We start from the raw sequence: 14,901 nt of genomic DNA, 5'->3' as shown, positions 1-14,901 counted from the left end.
GGGGTGACGGGCGGAACGGGTCGAATCCGGGCGGGATGCGGACGGCGGATCCCCGCTCCTCGGCGTACCGTTGTCGGCGCGCGGCCACACGCGCGTCGGGCCCCCCGTTCCTGACGAGCCGGCCGCCGCGGGTCGCCGGCAGGTCCCGTGCCGGCGGCCCGCCCCTTTTCTCGGTTCGCCCCGACGCCCATCCGGGCGGCCGGCGGCGCGCGCCGGAAATGTACTGGCACCGCCGCGCGCCGGGACCGTACCGTCGGAGCATGCGCAGCGCGGTGGTGACCACGACGCCGGGAAACCCCGGCGCGCCGCACTGACGTTCGACGTCGACGAGGCCCCGGGGCGATCCGCCCCGGGGCCTCGCGGCGTCCGTGGCGAGGCCGCTCCCGGGTCATGACCCGCGAGGAGAGCGACATGATCGACCACCGCAGGCTCGGCCGGGAGCTGGACCTGTTCGTCTCCGACCCGCTCGCCGGCGCCGGGCTGCCGATCTGGCTGCCGGCCGGTGCCGCCGCCCGGCACGCGGTCGAGGAGTACGTCCGCGAGCTGGAACGACGGGCCGGCTACCAGCACGTCTACTCGCCGCCGCTGGGCAGACGGGAGCTGTTCGCGCTCTCCGGGCACCTCGGCTACTTCGCCGACGACATGTTCCCGCCGCTGCCGCTCAGCGCCGACGACGAGTTCGTGCTGCGGCCGGCGCTCTGCCCGCACCACGCGCTGGTCTACCGGGCGCGCGGCCGCTCCTACCGGGAGCTGCCGCTGCGCATCGCCGAGCTGGGCGGGATGTACCGGGCGGAGCGGTCGGGCGTGCTGGGCGGCCTGTCCCGGGTCCGCGCCATCTCGCTCAACGACGCGCACAACTTCTGCGCCCTGGAGCAGGTCGCCGAGGAGGTGCGGGAGATCCTGCGGCTGATCCGCGAGGCGCACGCCGCGCTCGGCGTCCGCCCGGCCGGGTTCCGGCTGTCGCTGCGCGGGCCGGGGGAGAAGTACGTCGGCGACGACGCCCAGTGGGCGCGGGCCGAGGACCTGCTGCGCGCGGCGCTCGACGGGGTCGACTTCACCGAGGCCCCGGGCGAGGCCGCCTTCTACGGCCCGAAGATCGACATTCAGATCGTCGACGCCGCCGGCCGGGAGTCCACCCTCTCCACCGTCCAGCTCGACTTCGACAAGCCGGAGCGGTTCGACCTGTCGTACACCGACGCGTCCGGCGCCCGACGGCGGCCGGTGATGGTGCACCGCAGCCTGGTCGGCAGCATGGAACGGCTCTTCGCCTACCTGATCGAGGTGCACCAGGGCGCCTTCCCGCCCTGGTACGCCCCGGTGCAGCTGGTACTGCTGCCGGTCGACGCCGGGCAGGCGGGTGCGGCGGCCGAACTCGCCCGCCGGGCGGTCGCCGCCGGGCTGCGGGCCGAGGTCGACGCCAGCGGCTCGCTCGGTGCCCGGATCCGTGACGCCGCCCACCGCCGGGTGCCGTACGTCGGGGTGGTGGGCGCCCGGGAGGCGGCCGACGGGTCGGTCTCGCTGCGCCTGCGCGACGGCCGAGGGTTGGCCCCGATGCCCGTCGGGGACGCGCTGGGGCTGGTCGGGGCGGTGGTCGCCGCCCGCTCGCCCGACCTGCTGCCGGCCGCCGCCTGAGCCGGTCATGAGGAGAGCGCCCCCTGGACCGACGGGGTCCGGGGGGCCGTTCCCTTGTCCTCGTCGTCCACCAGCGCGCCGACGAACTGCGACCGGTACAGCCGGTGGTACGCCCCCTTCGCGGCCAGCAACTGCTCATGGGTGCCCTGCTCGACGATCCGGCCGTGCTCCATCATCAGGATCAGGTCGGCGTCGCGGATGGTGGAGAGCCGGTGCGCGATGACGAAGCTGGTCCGGTCCGAGCGGAGCGCCGCCATCGCCCGTTGGAGCAGCACCTCCGTGCGGGTGTCCACCGAGCTGGTGGCCTCGTCCAGGATCAGCAGCGACGGCTCGGCCAGGAACGCCCGGGCGATCGTGATCAGCTGCTTCTCGCCGGCGCTGACGTTGTTGCCCTCCTCGTCGATGACGGTGTCGTACCCGTTCGGGAGGCTGCGCACGAAGCGGTCCACGAAGGTCGCCCGGGCGGCGGCCAGGATCTCCTCCTCGGTCGCGTCCGGCCGGCCGTAGGCGATGTTGTCCCGGATGGTGCCGCCGAAGAGCCAGGTGTCCTGGAGCACCATGCCGATCCGGCTGCGCAGCTCGTCCCGCGGCATGGCGGTGATGTCCACCCCGTCAAGGGTGATCCAGCCCGCGTCCAGCTCGTAGAAGCGCATGATCAGATTGACCAGGGTGGTCTTGCCGGCACCGGTCGGGCCGACGATCGCCACGGTGTGACCCGGCTCGGCGACCAGCGACAGGTCGTCGATCAGCGGCTTTTCCGGGTCGTACCGGAAGGAGACGTGTGCGAACTCGACCCGGCCGGTGACCCGGGGCGGCGCGACCCTGTCCTGGCTCTGCTCCTCGGCGTCGAGCACCGCGAAGACCCGCTCGGCGGAGGCCACCCCGGACTGGAGCAGGTTGGCCATCGAGGCGACCTGGGTGAGCGGCTGGGTGAACTGCCGCGAGTACTGGATGAACGCCTGCACGTCGCCGAGGCTCATCGAGCCGGACGCCACCCGCAGCCCGCCGACCACGGCGATCGCGACGTAGCTGAGGTTCCCGACGAACATCATCGCCGGCATGATGATCCCGGAGATGAACTGAGCGCCGAAGCTGGCGCGGAACAGCTCCTCGTTCTTCGCGTGGAAGGCGGCTTCCACCTCGTGCTGCCGACCGAAGACCTTGACCAGCTCGTGGCCGGTGTACGCCTCCTCGATCTGACCGTTCAGCTCGCCGGTGTGCCGCCACTGGGCGATGAACTTCCGCTGTGACCGCTTGGCGATCCGCTGGGTCACGATCACCGACAGCGGCACCGCGACCAGCGCCACCAACGCCAGCAGCGGCGAGATCCAGAACATCATGGCCAGCACGCCGACGACGGTCAGCAGCGAGGTGAGCAGCTGGCTGAGCGTCTGCGAGAGGGTCTGCGAGATGTTGTCGATGTCGTTGGTGACCCGGCTGAGCAGTTCGCCCCGGGGCTGCCGGTCGAAGTAGGGCAGGGGCAGCCGGTGGAGCTTCTCCTCCACCTCGGCGCGCAGCCGCAGCACGGTCCGCTGCACCACCCCGTTGAGCAGCCACCCCTGCCACCAGATCAGCACACTGGCCGCCAGGTAGAGCGCCAGGGCCAGGACGAGCACCCGGCCGAGGGCGGTGAAGTCGATCCCCGCGCCCGGCACCACGTCCATCCGGGCGAGCATGTCGGCGAAGTTGTCGTTGCCGGCGGCCCGGGCCGCCGCCGCGGCCTGCTCCGTGCTGGTCCCATCGGGCAGTTGCCGACCGATCACCCCGTTGAAGATCAGGTCGGTGGCGTGGCCGAGGAGCTTCGGCCCGATGACGCTGAGCCCGATGCTCGCCACGGCGAGCGTGATCACCGCGGCCAGCTGGAGCCGGTGCGGCCGCAGCCGACCGAGCAGGCGCCGGGCCGACGGACCGAAGTTCATCGACTTCTCGGCCGGCATCGCGGCGCCCATCCACGGCGGGCCGCCGCGCTGGCCGCCGGGGGGCAGCCGCTTCGGCGTCCGTGCCTCCGGGACCTTCTGCTCAAGTACGGGCGCCCGGCCGTCACCGGCCGGCGTGGTCCGCTCGTCGGGCTCGCTCACGCCGGCACCTCCGCCGTCTGCTGGGACGCGACGATCTCGGCGTACGTCGGGCAGCTCACCAGCAGTTCCTCGTGTCGTCCCCTGCCGACGACGCCGCCGTCCTCGAGCACGATGATCTGGTCGGCGTCGACGATCGTGGAGACCCGCTGGGCCACGATCACCACGGCCGCGTCCGCGGTGACCGGCCGCAGCGCCGCCCGCAGCCGGGCGTCGGTGCCCAGGTCCAACGCCGAGAACGAGTCGTCGAAGAGGTAGATCTCCGGCTGGCGGACCAGTGCCCGGGCGATCGCCAGCCGCTGCCGCTGACCGCCGGAGACGTTCGTGCCGCCCTGGGCGATCGGGGCGTCCAGCCCGCCCGGCATCTCGGCCACGAAGTCCCGCGCCTGGGCGATCTCCAGCGCCTGCCACAGCTCCTCGTCGGTGGCGTCCGGGTTGCCGTACCGGAGGTTGCTGGCGATCGTTCCGCTGAACAGGTACGGCCGCTGCGGCACCAGCCCGATCCGGCGCCACACCTCGTTCGGTTCCAGCAGCCGTACGTCCACCCCGTCGACCAGCACCGCGCCGGCGGTCGGGTCGACCAGCCGGGGGATCAGGGTGAGCAGGGTGGTCTTGCCGGCGCCGGTGGACCCGATGATGGCGGTGGTCTGGCCCGGTCCGACCCGCAACGAGATGTCGTGCAGCACCGGAGCGCTCGCCCCGGGGTACTGGAAGGCGACGCGGCGAAGCTCCAGCTCGGCGCGCCTGGTCATCGCGATCAACGGATCGGCCGGCGGCACCACCGACGACTCGGTGTCCAGCACCTCGACGATCCGCTCGGCGCACACTGCCGCGCGCGGCACCATCATCAGCATGAAGGTGGCCATCATGACGGCCATCAGGATCTGCATCAGGTACTGCAGGAACGCGGTCAGCGCGCCGACCTGCATCTGGCCGGCGTCGACCCGCTGCGCGCCGAACCAGAGCACCGCGACGCTGGAGACGTTGAGCACCAGCATGATCACCGGGAAGATCAGGGCCATCAGTCGGCCGACCCGCAGCGCCGTCGCGGTGAGGTCGGCGTTGGCGACGCCGAACCGGTCCGTCTCGTACGGCTCGCGGACGAACGCCCGGATCACCCGGATGCCGGTGATCTGCTCGCGCAGCACCCGGTTGACCGTGTCGATCCGGGTCTGCATCTCCCGGAAGCCCGGCACCATCCGCCGGACGACCAGGCCCAGCGCGATCGCCAGCACCGGCACGCTGACCAGCATCAGCCAGGACAGTCCCAGGTCCTCCCGGAGCGCCATCACCACGCCGCCGACGCTCATGATCGGCGCGGCGACCAGCATGGTGCAGCTCATCAGCACGAGCATCTGCACCTGCTGCACGTCGTTGGTGTTGCGGGTGATCAGCGAGGGTGCGCCGAACCGGGCGACCTCCCGGGCCGAGAAGCGGTTGACCTGCGCGAAGACGGCGGCCCGGGCATCCCGGCCGAAGGCCATCGCGGTCCGCGCGCCGAGGTAGACGGCGGCCACCGAGCAGGCGATCTGGACCAGGCTGACCAGCAGCATCCACCCGCCGGTACGCATGATGTAGTCGGTGTCGCCCCGGGCCACGCCCTGGTCGATGATGTCGGCGTTGAGGCTCGGCAGGTAGAGCGAGGCCATCGTGCCGACGAACTGGAGCAGCACCACACCGGCCAGCGGCCGGCGGTACGGGCGCAGGTGATCGCGCAGTAGGCGGATCAGCACGGGCGACCTCCCGGTCTCGCCTCGTCGGGTTCCTGGTCTGCCGGGTTCAACCGGGTGTCCTCCCCGTCGGACATGGTCACAATCAACTCGGTCAGGAACTCGCGGATCACCGCCTTCTTCGCCGGGTCGGCGTCGACGGAGGTCAGCGGGGTGTCGCTGTGGATCAGATCGAAGAGGGCCTGCACGTGCTCGCGTCCCTTGTCGGTCAGGGCGAGCTGCACCGTACGGCGGTCGGTGCCGGCCCGGTGCCGCTCGACGAAGCCGTCGCGCTCCAGGGTGTCGACGATCCCGGTGAGGGTGGCGGGCCGGACGAAGCAGCGCTCGGCGACGTCCCGGTGGGTGGTTGCGCCGGTGTGGGACAGGGTGAACAGCACCCGCATCCCGGCGGGCGAGAGGCCGTGGTGTTCGGACAGATAGCGCCCCCAGCGCTGGTCGATCAGATGGCCGGCGACCGAGACCAGCCGCCCCATCGGCACGCTGCACAGCGCGTCCGGGAATCGGGCCAGGGGTTCCATGTGCACGGCGCTGACGTTAGCCCCCGGATCGTCAGGGGCCAAACTAATATCCGACACTGCATCTTGTCGTTGGCAAGTTATGCTGCCCGGCATGACGACGCGCGGCTACCACCACGGCGACCTGCGGCGGGCCCTGCTCGACGCGGCGGTCCAGGCGATCGAGGAGTCCGGCCCGGCCGCGCTGAGCCTGCGTGACCTCGCCCGCCGCGCCGGCGTGTCACACGCCGCCCCGGCCCACCACTTCGGCGACAAGGCCGGTCTGCTCACCGCGCTCGCCGTCGAGGGGTACGACCGTCTCGCCGACGAGCTGCGCGGGGCCGGCGACGACCTGGTGGAGGTCGGGGTGGCCTACGTCCGGTTCGCCGTCGACCACCGGGCCCACTTCGAGGTGATGTTCCAGCCGGACCTCTACCGGGGCGACGACGCCGAGGTGCGGGCCGCCCGGGACCGGATCCGGGCGGTGCTCCCCGGCGAGCTGGCCGCCCTGCCCGCCGCCGCGCCCGACCGGGACGCCCTGGCCGCCTGGTCGATCGGGCACGGGTTCGCCACCCTCTGGCTGGCCGGCGCCCTGCCGCCCGAGGCCGGCCGGGACCCGGAGCAGACCGCCCGCGCGGTCATCCGCCGCCTCTTCGAGTGACCGCGACCGCCGCCCGGGGTGAGCCACCCCGGCTGCGGCGAGTCGCGGTGTCCCACCAACCGGACATCGCGACTCGCCGCGAACGAGGTCGACCGCCCGCGTCGGGCGGGGTGGTCACCAGCTGGTGGGCAGCGGCATGCCCTCGGTGTAGCCGGCCGTGCTCTGCACGCCGACCAGCGCGCGCTCGTGGAACTCGTCCAGGTTGCGGGCGCCCGCGTAGGTGAAGGCGCTGCGCACCCCGGCGATGATCTCGTCGATCAGGTCCTCGACGCCGGGCCGGGTCGGGTCCAGGTACATCCGGGCCGAGGAGATGCCCTCCTCGAAGACCGCCTTGCGGGCCCGGTCGAAGGCGCTGTCCTCGGCGGTACGCGCGCTGACCGCCCGCGCCGAGGCCATGCCGAAGCTCTCCTTGTACCGCCGGCCGTCGGGCTCGGTGTAGAGGTCGCCGGGGGACTCGTAGGTGCCGGCGAACCACGATCCGATCATCACGTTGGAGGCCCCGGCGGCGAGCGCCAGCGCCACGTCGCGGGGGTGCCGCACGCCGCCGTCCGCCCAGACGTGCCGGCCCAGCGCCCGGGCCGCGGCCGCGCAGTCGAGCACGGCGGAGAACTGTGGCCGGCCCACGCCGGTCATCATCCGGGTGGTGCACATGGCACCCGGACCGACGCCGACCTTGACGATGTCGGCCCCCGCCTCCACCAGGTCGCGTACGCCCTCGGCGGTGACCACGTTGCCGGCCGCCACCGGCACGGCGGGGTCGAGCTTGCGTACCGCCCGCAGCGCGGAGATCATCCGCTCCTGGTGGCCGTGCGCGGTGTCCACCACCAGGGTGTCCACCCCGGCGGCCAGCAGCGCCTCGGCCTTGCCGGTCACGTCGCCGTTGATGCCGACGGCGGCGGCGACGCGCAGCCGGCCCCGGTCGTCAACGGCCGGCCGGTAGAGGGTGGCGCGCAGCGCGCCCTGCCGGGTCAGCACGCCGATCAGCCGGCCGTCGTCGTCCACCACCGGAGCCAGCCGGCGCCGCCCGGCCGAGAGCCGGTCGAAGCCGGTACGCGGGTCCGCGTCCGCCGGCACGGTGTGCAGCTCGGTCGACATGACGTGCCGCAGCTGGGCGAAGCGGTCCACGCCGACGGTGTCCGCCTCGGTGACCACGCCGAGCGGGCGGCCCGCCTCGTCGACCACGATCACCGCGCCGTGCGACCGCTTCGGCAGCAGGTGGATGGCGTCGCCGACGGTGTCGGTCGGGCCGAGCGTGATGGGCGTGTCGTGCACCAGGTGCCGCTGCTTGACCCAGGCGACGACGTTGGCCACCACCTCGATCGGGATGTCCTGCGGGATGACCGCGATCGCGCCGCGCCGGGCGACGGTCTCCGCCATCCGGCGGCCGGAGACCGCCGTCATGTTGGAGACCACCAGCGGGATGGTGGTGCCCGTGCCGTCGCCGGTGGCCAGGTCGACGTCGAGTCGCGAGCCCACCTCGGAGCGGGCCGGCGCCATGAAGACGTCGTTGTAGGTCAGGTCGTGCGCGGGGACCGCGCCATGAAGGAACCGCACCCGGCCATCATTCCTGCTCGCGGCCCTGTCCGCCGCCGCTGGTGTCCCAAACCACCCCCGCCGGGCCGCCGCGCGACCGGGCAGATGGCTGGTCAGCGATATGCCTGAGAGGCATGAATATGACTCCCAGGCATATCGCTCACAGTGGTGTTGCGCCCCGGCGCACCGGAGATGGGCCGTGCCGACCGGATCAGGCGATGGTGCAGATGGCCGCGCCGGCGGTGATCACCGCGCCGACCTCGGCCGACAGCCCGCTGACCGTACCGGCCTTGTGGGCGTGCAGCGGCTGCTCCATCTTCATCGCCTCCAGCACCACCACCAGGTCACCTTCGGCGACGGTGTCCCCGTCCGCCACGGCGATCTTGACGATGGTGCCCTGCATCGGGGAGGCGAGCGCGTCGCCGCTGACCGCCGCGCCGGCCTTGGCGCCGCCGCCCCGGCGGGCCGGCTTGCGAGCGGCGGGCGCGGCGCTGGTCGTACCCGCGCCGAGGCCGGCGGGGAGGCTGACCTCCAGCCGCTTGCCCGCCACCTCGACCACGACGGTCTCGCGACCGGCCGGCGCCTCGGCGGCGCCGGCGGCGGCGGTGAACGGCGGCACGGTGTTGTCGAACTCGGTCTCGATCCACCGGGTGTGCACGGTGAACGGCTCGGTGGTGAACGCCTCGTCCCGGACGACCAGCCGGTGGAACGGCAGCGCGGTGGCCATGCCCTCGACGACCATCTCGTCCAGTGCCCGGCGGGCCCGCTCGATCGCCTCGGCCCGGGTCTCGCCGCTGATGATGACCTTGGCGAGCAGCGAGTCGAAGTTGCCGCCGATCACGTCGCCGGCCGAGACGCCGGTGTCCACCCGCACGCCCGGCCCGGTGGGCAGGCGCAGGGCGGTGATGGTGCCCGGGGCGGGCAGGAAGTTGCGGCCCGGGTCCTCGCCGTTGATCCGGAACTCGATGGAGTGCCCGCGCGGGGTCGGGTCCTCGGAGAACCGCAGCTTCTCGCCGTCGGCGATCCGGAACTGCTCGCGGACCAGGTCGACGCCGGCGGTCTCCTCGGTGACCGGGTGCTCGACCTGGAGCCGGGTGTTGACCTCCAGGAAGGAGATGGTGCCGTCCGCGCCGACCAGGTATTCCACGGTGCCGGCGCCGTGGTAGCCGGCCTCCCGGCAGATCGCCTTGGCGCTCTCGTGGATCTGGGTGCGCTGCGCGGCGGTGAGGAACGGCGCCGGGGCCTCCTCGACCAGCTTCTGGTGCCGGCGCTGCAGCGAGCAGTCCCGGGTGCCGACCACGATCACGTTGCCGTGCTGGTCGGCGAGGACCTGCGCCTCGACGTGCCGGGGCTTGTCCAGGTACCGCTCGACGAAGCACTCGCCCCGGCCGAACGCGGCGACCGCCTCGCGGGTGGCCGACTCGAACAGGTGCGGGATCTCCTCCATGGTGCGGGCCACCTTGAGGCCGCGCCCACCGCCGCCGAAGGCCGCCTTGATGGCGACCGGCAGGCCGTGGTCGACGGCGAACGCCATCACCTCGTCGGCGTTGCCGACCGGGTCCGGGGTGCCGGGGACCAGGGGCGCGCCGGCGCGCTGGGCGATGTGCCGGGCGGTCACCTTGTCGCCGAGGTCGCGGATCGCCTGCGGGGTGGGACCGATCCAGGTCAGCCCGGCGTCGATGACGGCCTGGGCGAAGTCGGCGTTCTCGGAGAGGAAGCCGTAGCCGGGGTGCACGGCGTCGGCGCCGGACCGGCCGGCGACGTCGATCAGCTTGTCGATCCGCAGGTACGTCTCGGCCGCGGTGTCGCCGCCGAGGGCGTACGCCTCGTCCGCCAGCGTGGCGTGCAGGGCGTCCCGGTCCGAGTCCGCGTAGACGGCGACGCTGCCCAGGCCGGCGTCGCGGCAGGCGCGGATGACGCGGACGGCGATCTCGCCGCGGTTGGCGATGAGTACCTTGCGCACCTTGAAGGCTCCTCCCGGGAGGTCGTTGACCGGGAGTGTATCGGTCACTCTGATGGCCCTAACGATCGCTCAGTGTGGGATGGCGCACTGTTCCGGCCGCACCCTAGTCAAACTTGTTTATTACGCTTGTGCGGTGTCTGCGACTCGGATGATGATTCTCGGCCTGGTCCGGTGGATGCAACCGGTACACGGCTACGACGTGCGCCGCGAGCTGCTGAGCTGGAACGCCGATCGGTGGGCCAACGTGCAACCCGGATCGATCTACCACGCCCTGCGCAAGCTGACCGAGGAGGGGCTGCTGCGCGAGGTGGCGACCGAGCAGGTCGGCGCCCGCCCGGCCCGGACCACCTACGAGGTGACGCCGAAGGGGGAGGACGAGTTCGAGACGCTGCTGCGCGGCCTGTGGTGGCAGTTGCACGAGACGCCGGACCCGTTCGTCGCGGCGTTCTCGTTCCTGCCCGCGATGCCCCGCGAGGAGGCCGCCGCCGCGCTGCGGAACCGGGCGAACCTGCTGCGCGCCGGTGTCGAGTCGATGCGTGCCTCGTTGGACTCCGACTGGATGCGCAACACCAAGCCGGTGCACGTGGCCTGGATGTTCGAGCTCTGGGCGGCCCGCGCCGAGGCGGAGGTGGCCTGGTGCGACCGGATCGCCGAGCGGATCGAGTCCGGGGTGTCGTACCTGCCTGCTGGACTCGCCGGGGCGGAGGGCTGGCCGGGGTGGACCGACGGCGCGCCGTCCCGCGACGCGAACACGGAATAATCAACGTTGACCACAAGAGCTATATCGCGTTAGCCTTCTCGCGCACCACGGGGGAGCGCGCCTTCTGGCGGCCCCGGGGGACAGGCGGCCGGCGCGTCCGGCCCGGACGACCAGGAGCAGACATGATCGAGACCAGGGGGCTGCGGAAGTCCTTCCGCTCCCGCGCCGGTCGGGAGACGAAGACGGTCGACGCCGTACGGGGGGTGAACCTCAAGGTCGCCGAGGGCGAGATCTTCGGCTTCCTCGGCCCCAACGGCGCCGGCAAGACCACCACCCTGCGGATGCTCGCCACGCTCATCGAGCCCGACGGCGGCGAGGCCACCATCGCCGGCGCCGACCTGCGCAAGGACCCGGCCGAGGTGCGCCGCCGGATCGGCTACGTCGCCCAGGGCGGCAGCACCTGGGACGAGTCCACCGCCCGCGAGGAGCTGGTGCTGCACGCCCGCATGTACGGCATCGCCAAGGCCGAGGCGCACCGCCGCGCCGCCCGCGCCCTCGACGCCTTCCAGCTCACCGAGTACGCCGACCGCAAGTGCAAGACGTACTCCGGCGGTCAGCGGCGCCGGGTGGAGATCGCTCTCGGCATCATCCACGAGCCGAAGATCGTCTTCCTGGACGAGCCGACCACCGGCCTCGACCCGCAGAGCCGCGCACACATGTGGGACGAGATCCGCCGGCTGCGCACCGAGGGCATGACCGTCTTCATCACCACGCACTACCTCGACGAGGCGGACGCGCTCTGCGACCGGATCGCGATCATGGATCACGGCGAGGTGGTCGCCGAGGGGACCCCGGCCGAGCTGAAGCGGGAGATCTCCGGCGACGTGGTGCTGGTCGGCCTCGACGTGGCCAGCACGCCGCAGGCCGCGCAGGTGCTCGACGGCGAGGAGTTCGTCAACAAGCTGGAGACCGCCGACGAGGGCGGCCTGCGCCTCTACGTCGACGAGGGCGCCACCGCCATCCCGCAGATCCTCCGCCGGCTCGACAACGCCGGGCTCACGCTCTCGTCGATCGAGCTGCACCGCCCCAGCCTCGACGACGTCTTCCTCACCAAGACCGGCCGCTCGCTGCGCGAGTCCTGAGCATCCACCACAGGAGAATCGTCATGAAACTCGCCCGCGACACCTGGCTCATCTTCCAGCGCCAGATCCAGCTGCTGCTGCGCAACCCGGTCTGGGTCTTCGTCGGCGTCTTCCAGCCGGTGATGTACCTGCTGCTCTTCGCCCCTCTGCTCAAGCCGGCCCTGAACGCGCCCACCCAGGCCGCCGCCTACAAGATCTTCGTACCCGGCCTGCTGGTGCTGCTGGCCATCTTCGGCGGCCTGTTCCAGGGCTTCGGCCTGATCGCCGAGCTGCGCGCCGGGGTCATCGAACGCTCCCGGGTCACCCCGGTGAGCCGACTGGCTCTGCTGCTCGGCCGGTCCCTGCGGGACGTGGTCTCGCTGCTCGTGCAGGCGGTCATCATCACCCTGCTCGCGCTCCTGTTCGACCTGCGCGTCTTCATCGGCGACCTGCTGCTGGCGTACCTGATTCTCGCCCTGATCGCGCTGATGACCTCGGCCGTCTCGTACGGTGTCGCGCTCAAGGTCAAGAGCGAGGACGCGCTCGCCCCGCTGATGAACACCGTCGCCCAGCCGGTGCTGCTGCTCTCCGGCATCCTGCTGCCGCTCACCTTCGCCCCCGGCTGGCTCCAGGGCATCGCCGACTGGAACCCGTTCTCCTGGGCGGTCGACGGTACTCGGGCGCTCTTCGCCGGGGACCTGGGCAACGACAAGGTGTGGCAGGGGCTGACCATCACCGCGGTGCTCGCCGTCGCCGGCGTCATCTGGGCCGCCCGGCAGTTCGCCCGCAGCGTCCGCTGACGAGAGCTGCCTCTCACCAGCGGCGGGGCACCGGCCAGGCGCTTGTAGCGTAAGGCCGGTGCCCCGCCTCACCCATGACAGGACCACCTGGCTGACCTACGCCCAGCTGGGGTTGTGGGGCTTCTTCCTCTACGGGTTCGGCCCCGTCGTGCCGCTGCTCCGCGACGAGCAGGGCACCAGCGCCGCCGTCGCCGGCCTGCACAGCACCGCCATCGCCGTCGGCGCGCTGCTCGGCGGGGCGCTCTTCGCCCCGCTGGCCCGGCGGAGCGGCCGGGCCGGGGCGATCTGGGCCGGGCTCGCCGGGGTCGCCGCCGGCGTCACCGCGTTCGGCCTGCTCCGCCCGCTGCCCGCGACCCTCGCCGCGGTCGCCGCCGTGGCCACCGCCGGCATGATCGTGGTCAGCGGCGTCGCCGTCGTCCTCACCACCCGGCACGGCCCCGCCGCGCCGGCCGCGCTCACCGAGGCCAACGCCGTCTGCGCCGGCATGGGCATCCTCGCCCCGTTGGTCATCGGCGCCAGTGTCGACGCCGGCTTCGGCTGGCGACCCGTGATGGCCGTCGAGGTCGGGCTGATCGCGCTGGTCGCGCTCGCCGGCCGCCTCTCCCGGGTACGCCCGCCGCAGGCCGCCCCCGCTGCCGCGGCTGCCGCCGACCCCGTCGGCGTGACCGCCGAGGCGGCGGCGCCCGCCGGTGTGCGGCGGGCCGACGACGTCCCCGTCGGGGTGACCGCCTCGGCGGCACCCACCGGTGGGGCCCGGGCCGACGACGCCCCGGTACCGGTGAGCGGCCGTGCCGCGGCCGGGCGGCTGCCCCGGGCGTACTGGATCGCCTGGGTGCTGATGTCGGTGACCGGCTCGATCGAGGTCTGCCTGTCGCTCTGGACCGCCGACGTGCTCCGTTCGCACGCCGGGATGACCGCCGCCTCCGCCTCGGCCGCCGTCGCCGCGATCGTCTGCGGCATGTTCCTCGGCCGGCTGGCCGGCGGCCGGTTCGCGCTGCGCTGGCCGCCCGCCCCGCTGCTGCTCGGCGCGCTGACCGTCTCGCTGGCCGGGTTCGCCCTGTTCTGGCTCGCCCCCGTCGGCTGGCTCGCCGTCACCGGCCTGGTGGTGCTGGGACTCGGCAACGCGCTGCACTACCCCCTCGCGATCTCGATCGCGCTGGCCGTCGCCGGGCCGGCCGCCGACAAGGCGGCCGGCTGGTCCGCGTACTCGATGGGGGTGGGCTTCGGGATCGCGCCGGTGGCGCTCGGCGCGGTGGCCGACGGGGTCGGACCGCACCTGGCCTTCCTGCTGCTGCCCGCCTTCATCGCCGGCGCCCTGCTGCTGACCGTGCGACTCGGCCGCGCCCTACGCGCCGCGCCGACGGACGACGACCGCGCCCCAGCCCTGGTCGGCGCCTGACACTCCGCCCGGCAGCCACCCCACGCCCGCCCTCCGCGCGCGCCGCGCCCGCCCGGCGGCGCGGTTTGGTGCGGCGCGGTTTGCGGCGTGTTGCGGTGTCGGGGCGGCTCGAGACCCCAACACGCCGCAAACCGCGTCAGCGGACCCGGGCGAGGGTCACGCCGTCGGCGATGGGGAGCATGACCGCCTCAACGCGCACGTCGGCCAGTACCTCGTCGTTGAAGGCGGCGATCGCGCGGTCGTCGGCGTTCTGCGGGGCGAGCACCCGGCCCCCGCGCAGCGTGTTGTCCACCGCGATGACCGCACCCGGGCGCATCCGGGGCACCAGCTCGTCCCAGTAGACCGGGTAACCCGTCTTGTCCGCGTCGATGAAGGCGAAGTCGAGGTGCCGCTCCAGGGGCAGCTCACGCAGCGTCTCCCCGGCCGGGCCGATGCGCAGCTCGATCCGGTCGGCGACGCCCGCGCGCTCCCAGTACCGCCGGGCGATGCCGGTGTACTCCTCGGAGATGTCGAAGCAGGTCAGCCGGCCGTCCTCGGGCAGCCCCCGGGCGATCGCCAGCGAGGAGAGCCCGGTGAAGGTGCCCACCTCCACCGCCTGCCGCACGCCGAGCAGCCGGGTGAGGAAGGTCAGGAACGCGGCCTGCTCCGGCGCCACCTGCATCGTCGCCTGATCGGGGAGGGTGGCCATTGTCTCCTCGGCCAGGTCTCGGATGATCTCGTCCGGCGGCGAGCCGTGGGCGACGAGGTAGGCGTGCAGTTCCGGAGTCAGCGGCAACGGCTTGGTGGTCATGAA

12 protein-coding genes are annotated in these 14,901 nt (G+C 72.9%); 6 read left to right on the top strand and 6 right to left on the bottom strand.

The window, feature by feature from the left end:
• Positions 1–390 precede the first annotated feature (390 nt).
• Positions 391–1,632 (top strand): threonine--tRNA ligase, encoded by a 1,242-nt coding sequence (gene thrS, locus V6U89_RS06170; RefSeq protein WP_334569662.1) that lies wholly within the window; start codon positions 391–393, stop codon positions 1,630–1,632.
• Between the two features lie 5 nt (positions 1,633–1,637).
• Here thrS and V6U89_RS06165 read toward each other — a convergent pair whose 3' ends face one another.
• The 3 genes from V6U89_RS06165 to V6U89_RS06155 form a co-directional block, all read right to left on the bottom strand.
• Positions 1,638–3,581 (bottom strand): ABC transporter ATP-binding protein, encoded by a 1,944-nt coding sequence (locus V6U89_RS06165; RefSeq protein WP_442933878.1) that lies wholly within the window; start codon positions 3,579–3,581, stop codon positions 1,638–1,640.
• A gap of 125 nt (positions 3,582–3,706) precedes the next feature.
• Positions 3,707–5,440, bottom strand: coding sequence for an ABC transporter ATP-binding protein (locus tag V6U89_RS06160; RefSeq protein WP_334569661.1), 1,734 nt, complete (start codon positions 5,438–5,440; stop codon positions 3,707–3,709).
• A complete protein-coding gene (locus V6U89_RS06155; RefSeq protein ID WP_334569834.1) occupies positions 5,434–5,955 on the bottom strand; it encodes a MarR family winged helix-turn-helix transcriptional regulator in 522 nt (173 codons plus the stop codon). The genes V6U89_RS06160 and V6U89_RS06155 overlap by 7 nt, the downstream gene beginning before the upstream one ends.
• 91 nt (positions 5,956–6,046) lie before the next feature.
• Between V6U89_RS06155 and V6U89_RS06150 the strand changes: the two genes are divergently transcribed.
• The gene (locus V6U89_RS06150; RefSeq protein ID WP_334569660.1) at positions 6,047–6,592 is read left to right on the top strand and encodes a TetR/AcrR family transcriptional regulator; all 546 of its coding nucleotides are present in this window, start codon (positions 6,047–6,049) and stop codon (positions 6,590–6,592) included.
• Between the two features lie 114 nt (positions 6,593–6,706).
• Here V6U89_RS06150 and V6U89_RS06145 read toward each other — a convergent pair whose 3' ends face one another.
• On the bottom strand, positions 6,707–8,146 hold the full coding sequence (locus V6U89_RS06145; RefSeq protein ID WP_334569659.1) for a GuaB1 family IMP dehydrogenase-related protein: 1,440 nt from the start codon (positions 8,144–8,146) through the stop codon (positions 6,707–6,709).
• A gap of 190 nt (positions 8,147–8,336) precedes the next feature.
• The gene (locus tag V6U89_RS06140; RefSeq protein WP_334569658.1) at positions 8,337–10,088 is read right to left on the bottom strand and encodes an acetyl/propionyl/methylcrotonyl-CoA carboxylase subunit alpha; all 1,752 of its coding nucleotides are present in this window, start codon (positions 10,086–10,088) and stop codon (positions 8,337–8,339) included.
• Positions 10,089–10,236: 148 nt separating this feature from the next.
• Here V6U89_RS06140 and V6U89_RS06135 point away from each other — a divergent pair, with 148 nt between their 5' ends.
• The 4 genes from V6U89_RS06135 (at position 10,237) to V6U89_RS06120 (ending at position 14,108) form a co-directional block, all read left to right on the top strand.
• Positions 10,237–10,848, top strand: coding sequence for a PadR family transcriptional regulator (locus V6U89_RS06135; protein ID WP_334569833.1), 612 nt, complete (start codon positions 10,237–10,239; stop codon positions 10,846–10,848).
• Positions 10,849–10,970: 122 nt separating this feature from the next.
• On the top strand, positions 10,971–11,930 hold the full coding sequence (locus V6U89_RS06130; RefSeq protein WP_334569657.1) for an ATP-binding cassette domain-containing protein: 960 nt from the start codon (positions 10,971–10,973) through the stop codon (positions 11,928–11,930).
• A 23-nt stretch (positions 11,931–11,953) separates the two neighbouring features.
• Positions 11,954–12,709 (top strand): ABC transporter permease, encoded by a 756-nt coding sequence (locus V6U89_RS06125; RefSeq protein ID WP_334569656.1) that lies wholly within the window; start codon positions 11,954–11,956, stop codon positions 12,707–12,709.
• Positions 12,710–12,767: 58 nt separating this feature from the next.
• Positions 12,768–14,108: an MFS transporter gene (locus tag V6U89_RS06120; RefSeq protein WP_334569655.1), complete on the top strand. Its 1,341-nt coding sequence runs from the start codon at positions 12,768–12,770 to the stop codon at positions 14,106–14,108.
• Positions 14,109–14,244: 136 nt separating this feature from the next.
• On the opposite strand, the gene V6U89_RS06115 is transcribed toward V6U89_RS06120, so the two are convergent.
• Entirely contained in the window at positions 14,245–14,898 is a 654-nt protein-coding gene (locus tag V6U89_RS06115; protein WP_334569654.1) for an O-methyltransferase, read from the bottom strand.
• Positions 14,899–14,901 lie beyond the last annotated feature (3 nt).

The sequence above is a fragment of the Micromonospora sp. CPCC 206171 genome (assembly GCF_036906755.1).
GTDB lineage: Bacteria > Actinomycetota > Actinomycetes > Mycobacteriales > Micromonosporaceae > Micromonospora > Micromonospora purpureochromogenes.
This window is presented reverse-complemented; position numbering and strand designations above follow the sequence as displayed.

What these genes read in the sequence shown, in the direction of transcription:
- V6U89_RS06125 (WP_334569656.1), top strand. Translation starts at nt 11,954, where the DNA reads ATGAAACTCGCCCGCGACACCTGGCTCATCTTCCAGCGCCAGATCCAG.
- V6U89_RS06130 (WP_334569657.1), top strand. Translation starts at nt 10,971, where the DNA reads ATGATCGAGACCAGGGGGCTGCGGAAGTCCTTCCGCTCCCGCGCCGGT.
- V6U89_RS06135 (WP_334569833.1), top strand. Translation starts at nt 10,237, where the DNA reads ATGATGATTCTCGGCCTGGTCCGGTGGATGCAACCGGTACACGGCTAC.
- V6U89_RS06150 (WP_334569660.1), top strand. Translation starts at nt 6,047, where the DNA reads ATGACGACGCGCGGCTACCACCACGGCGACCTGCGGCGGGCCCTGCTC.
- V6U89_RS06155 (WP_334569834.1), bottom strand. Translation starts at nt 5,955, where the DNA reads ATGGAACCCCTGGCCCGATTCCCGGACGCGCTGTGCAGCGTGCCGATG.
- thrS (WP_334569662.1), top strand. Translation starts at nt 391, where the DNA reads ATGACCCGCGAGGAGAGCGACATGATCGACCACCGCAGGCTCGGCCGG.
- V6U89_RS06165 (WP_442933878.1), bottom strand. Translation starts at nt 3,581, where the DNA reads ATGGGCGCCGCGATGCCGGCCGAGAAGTCGATGAACTTCGGTCCGTCG.
- V6U89_RS06115 (WP_334569654.1), bottom strand. Translation starts at nt 14,898, where the DNA reads ATGACCACCAAGCCGTTGCCGCTGACTCCGGAACTGCACGCCTACCTC.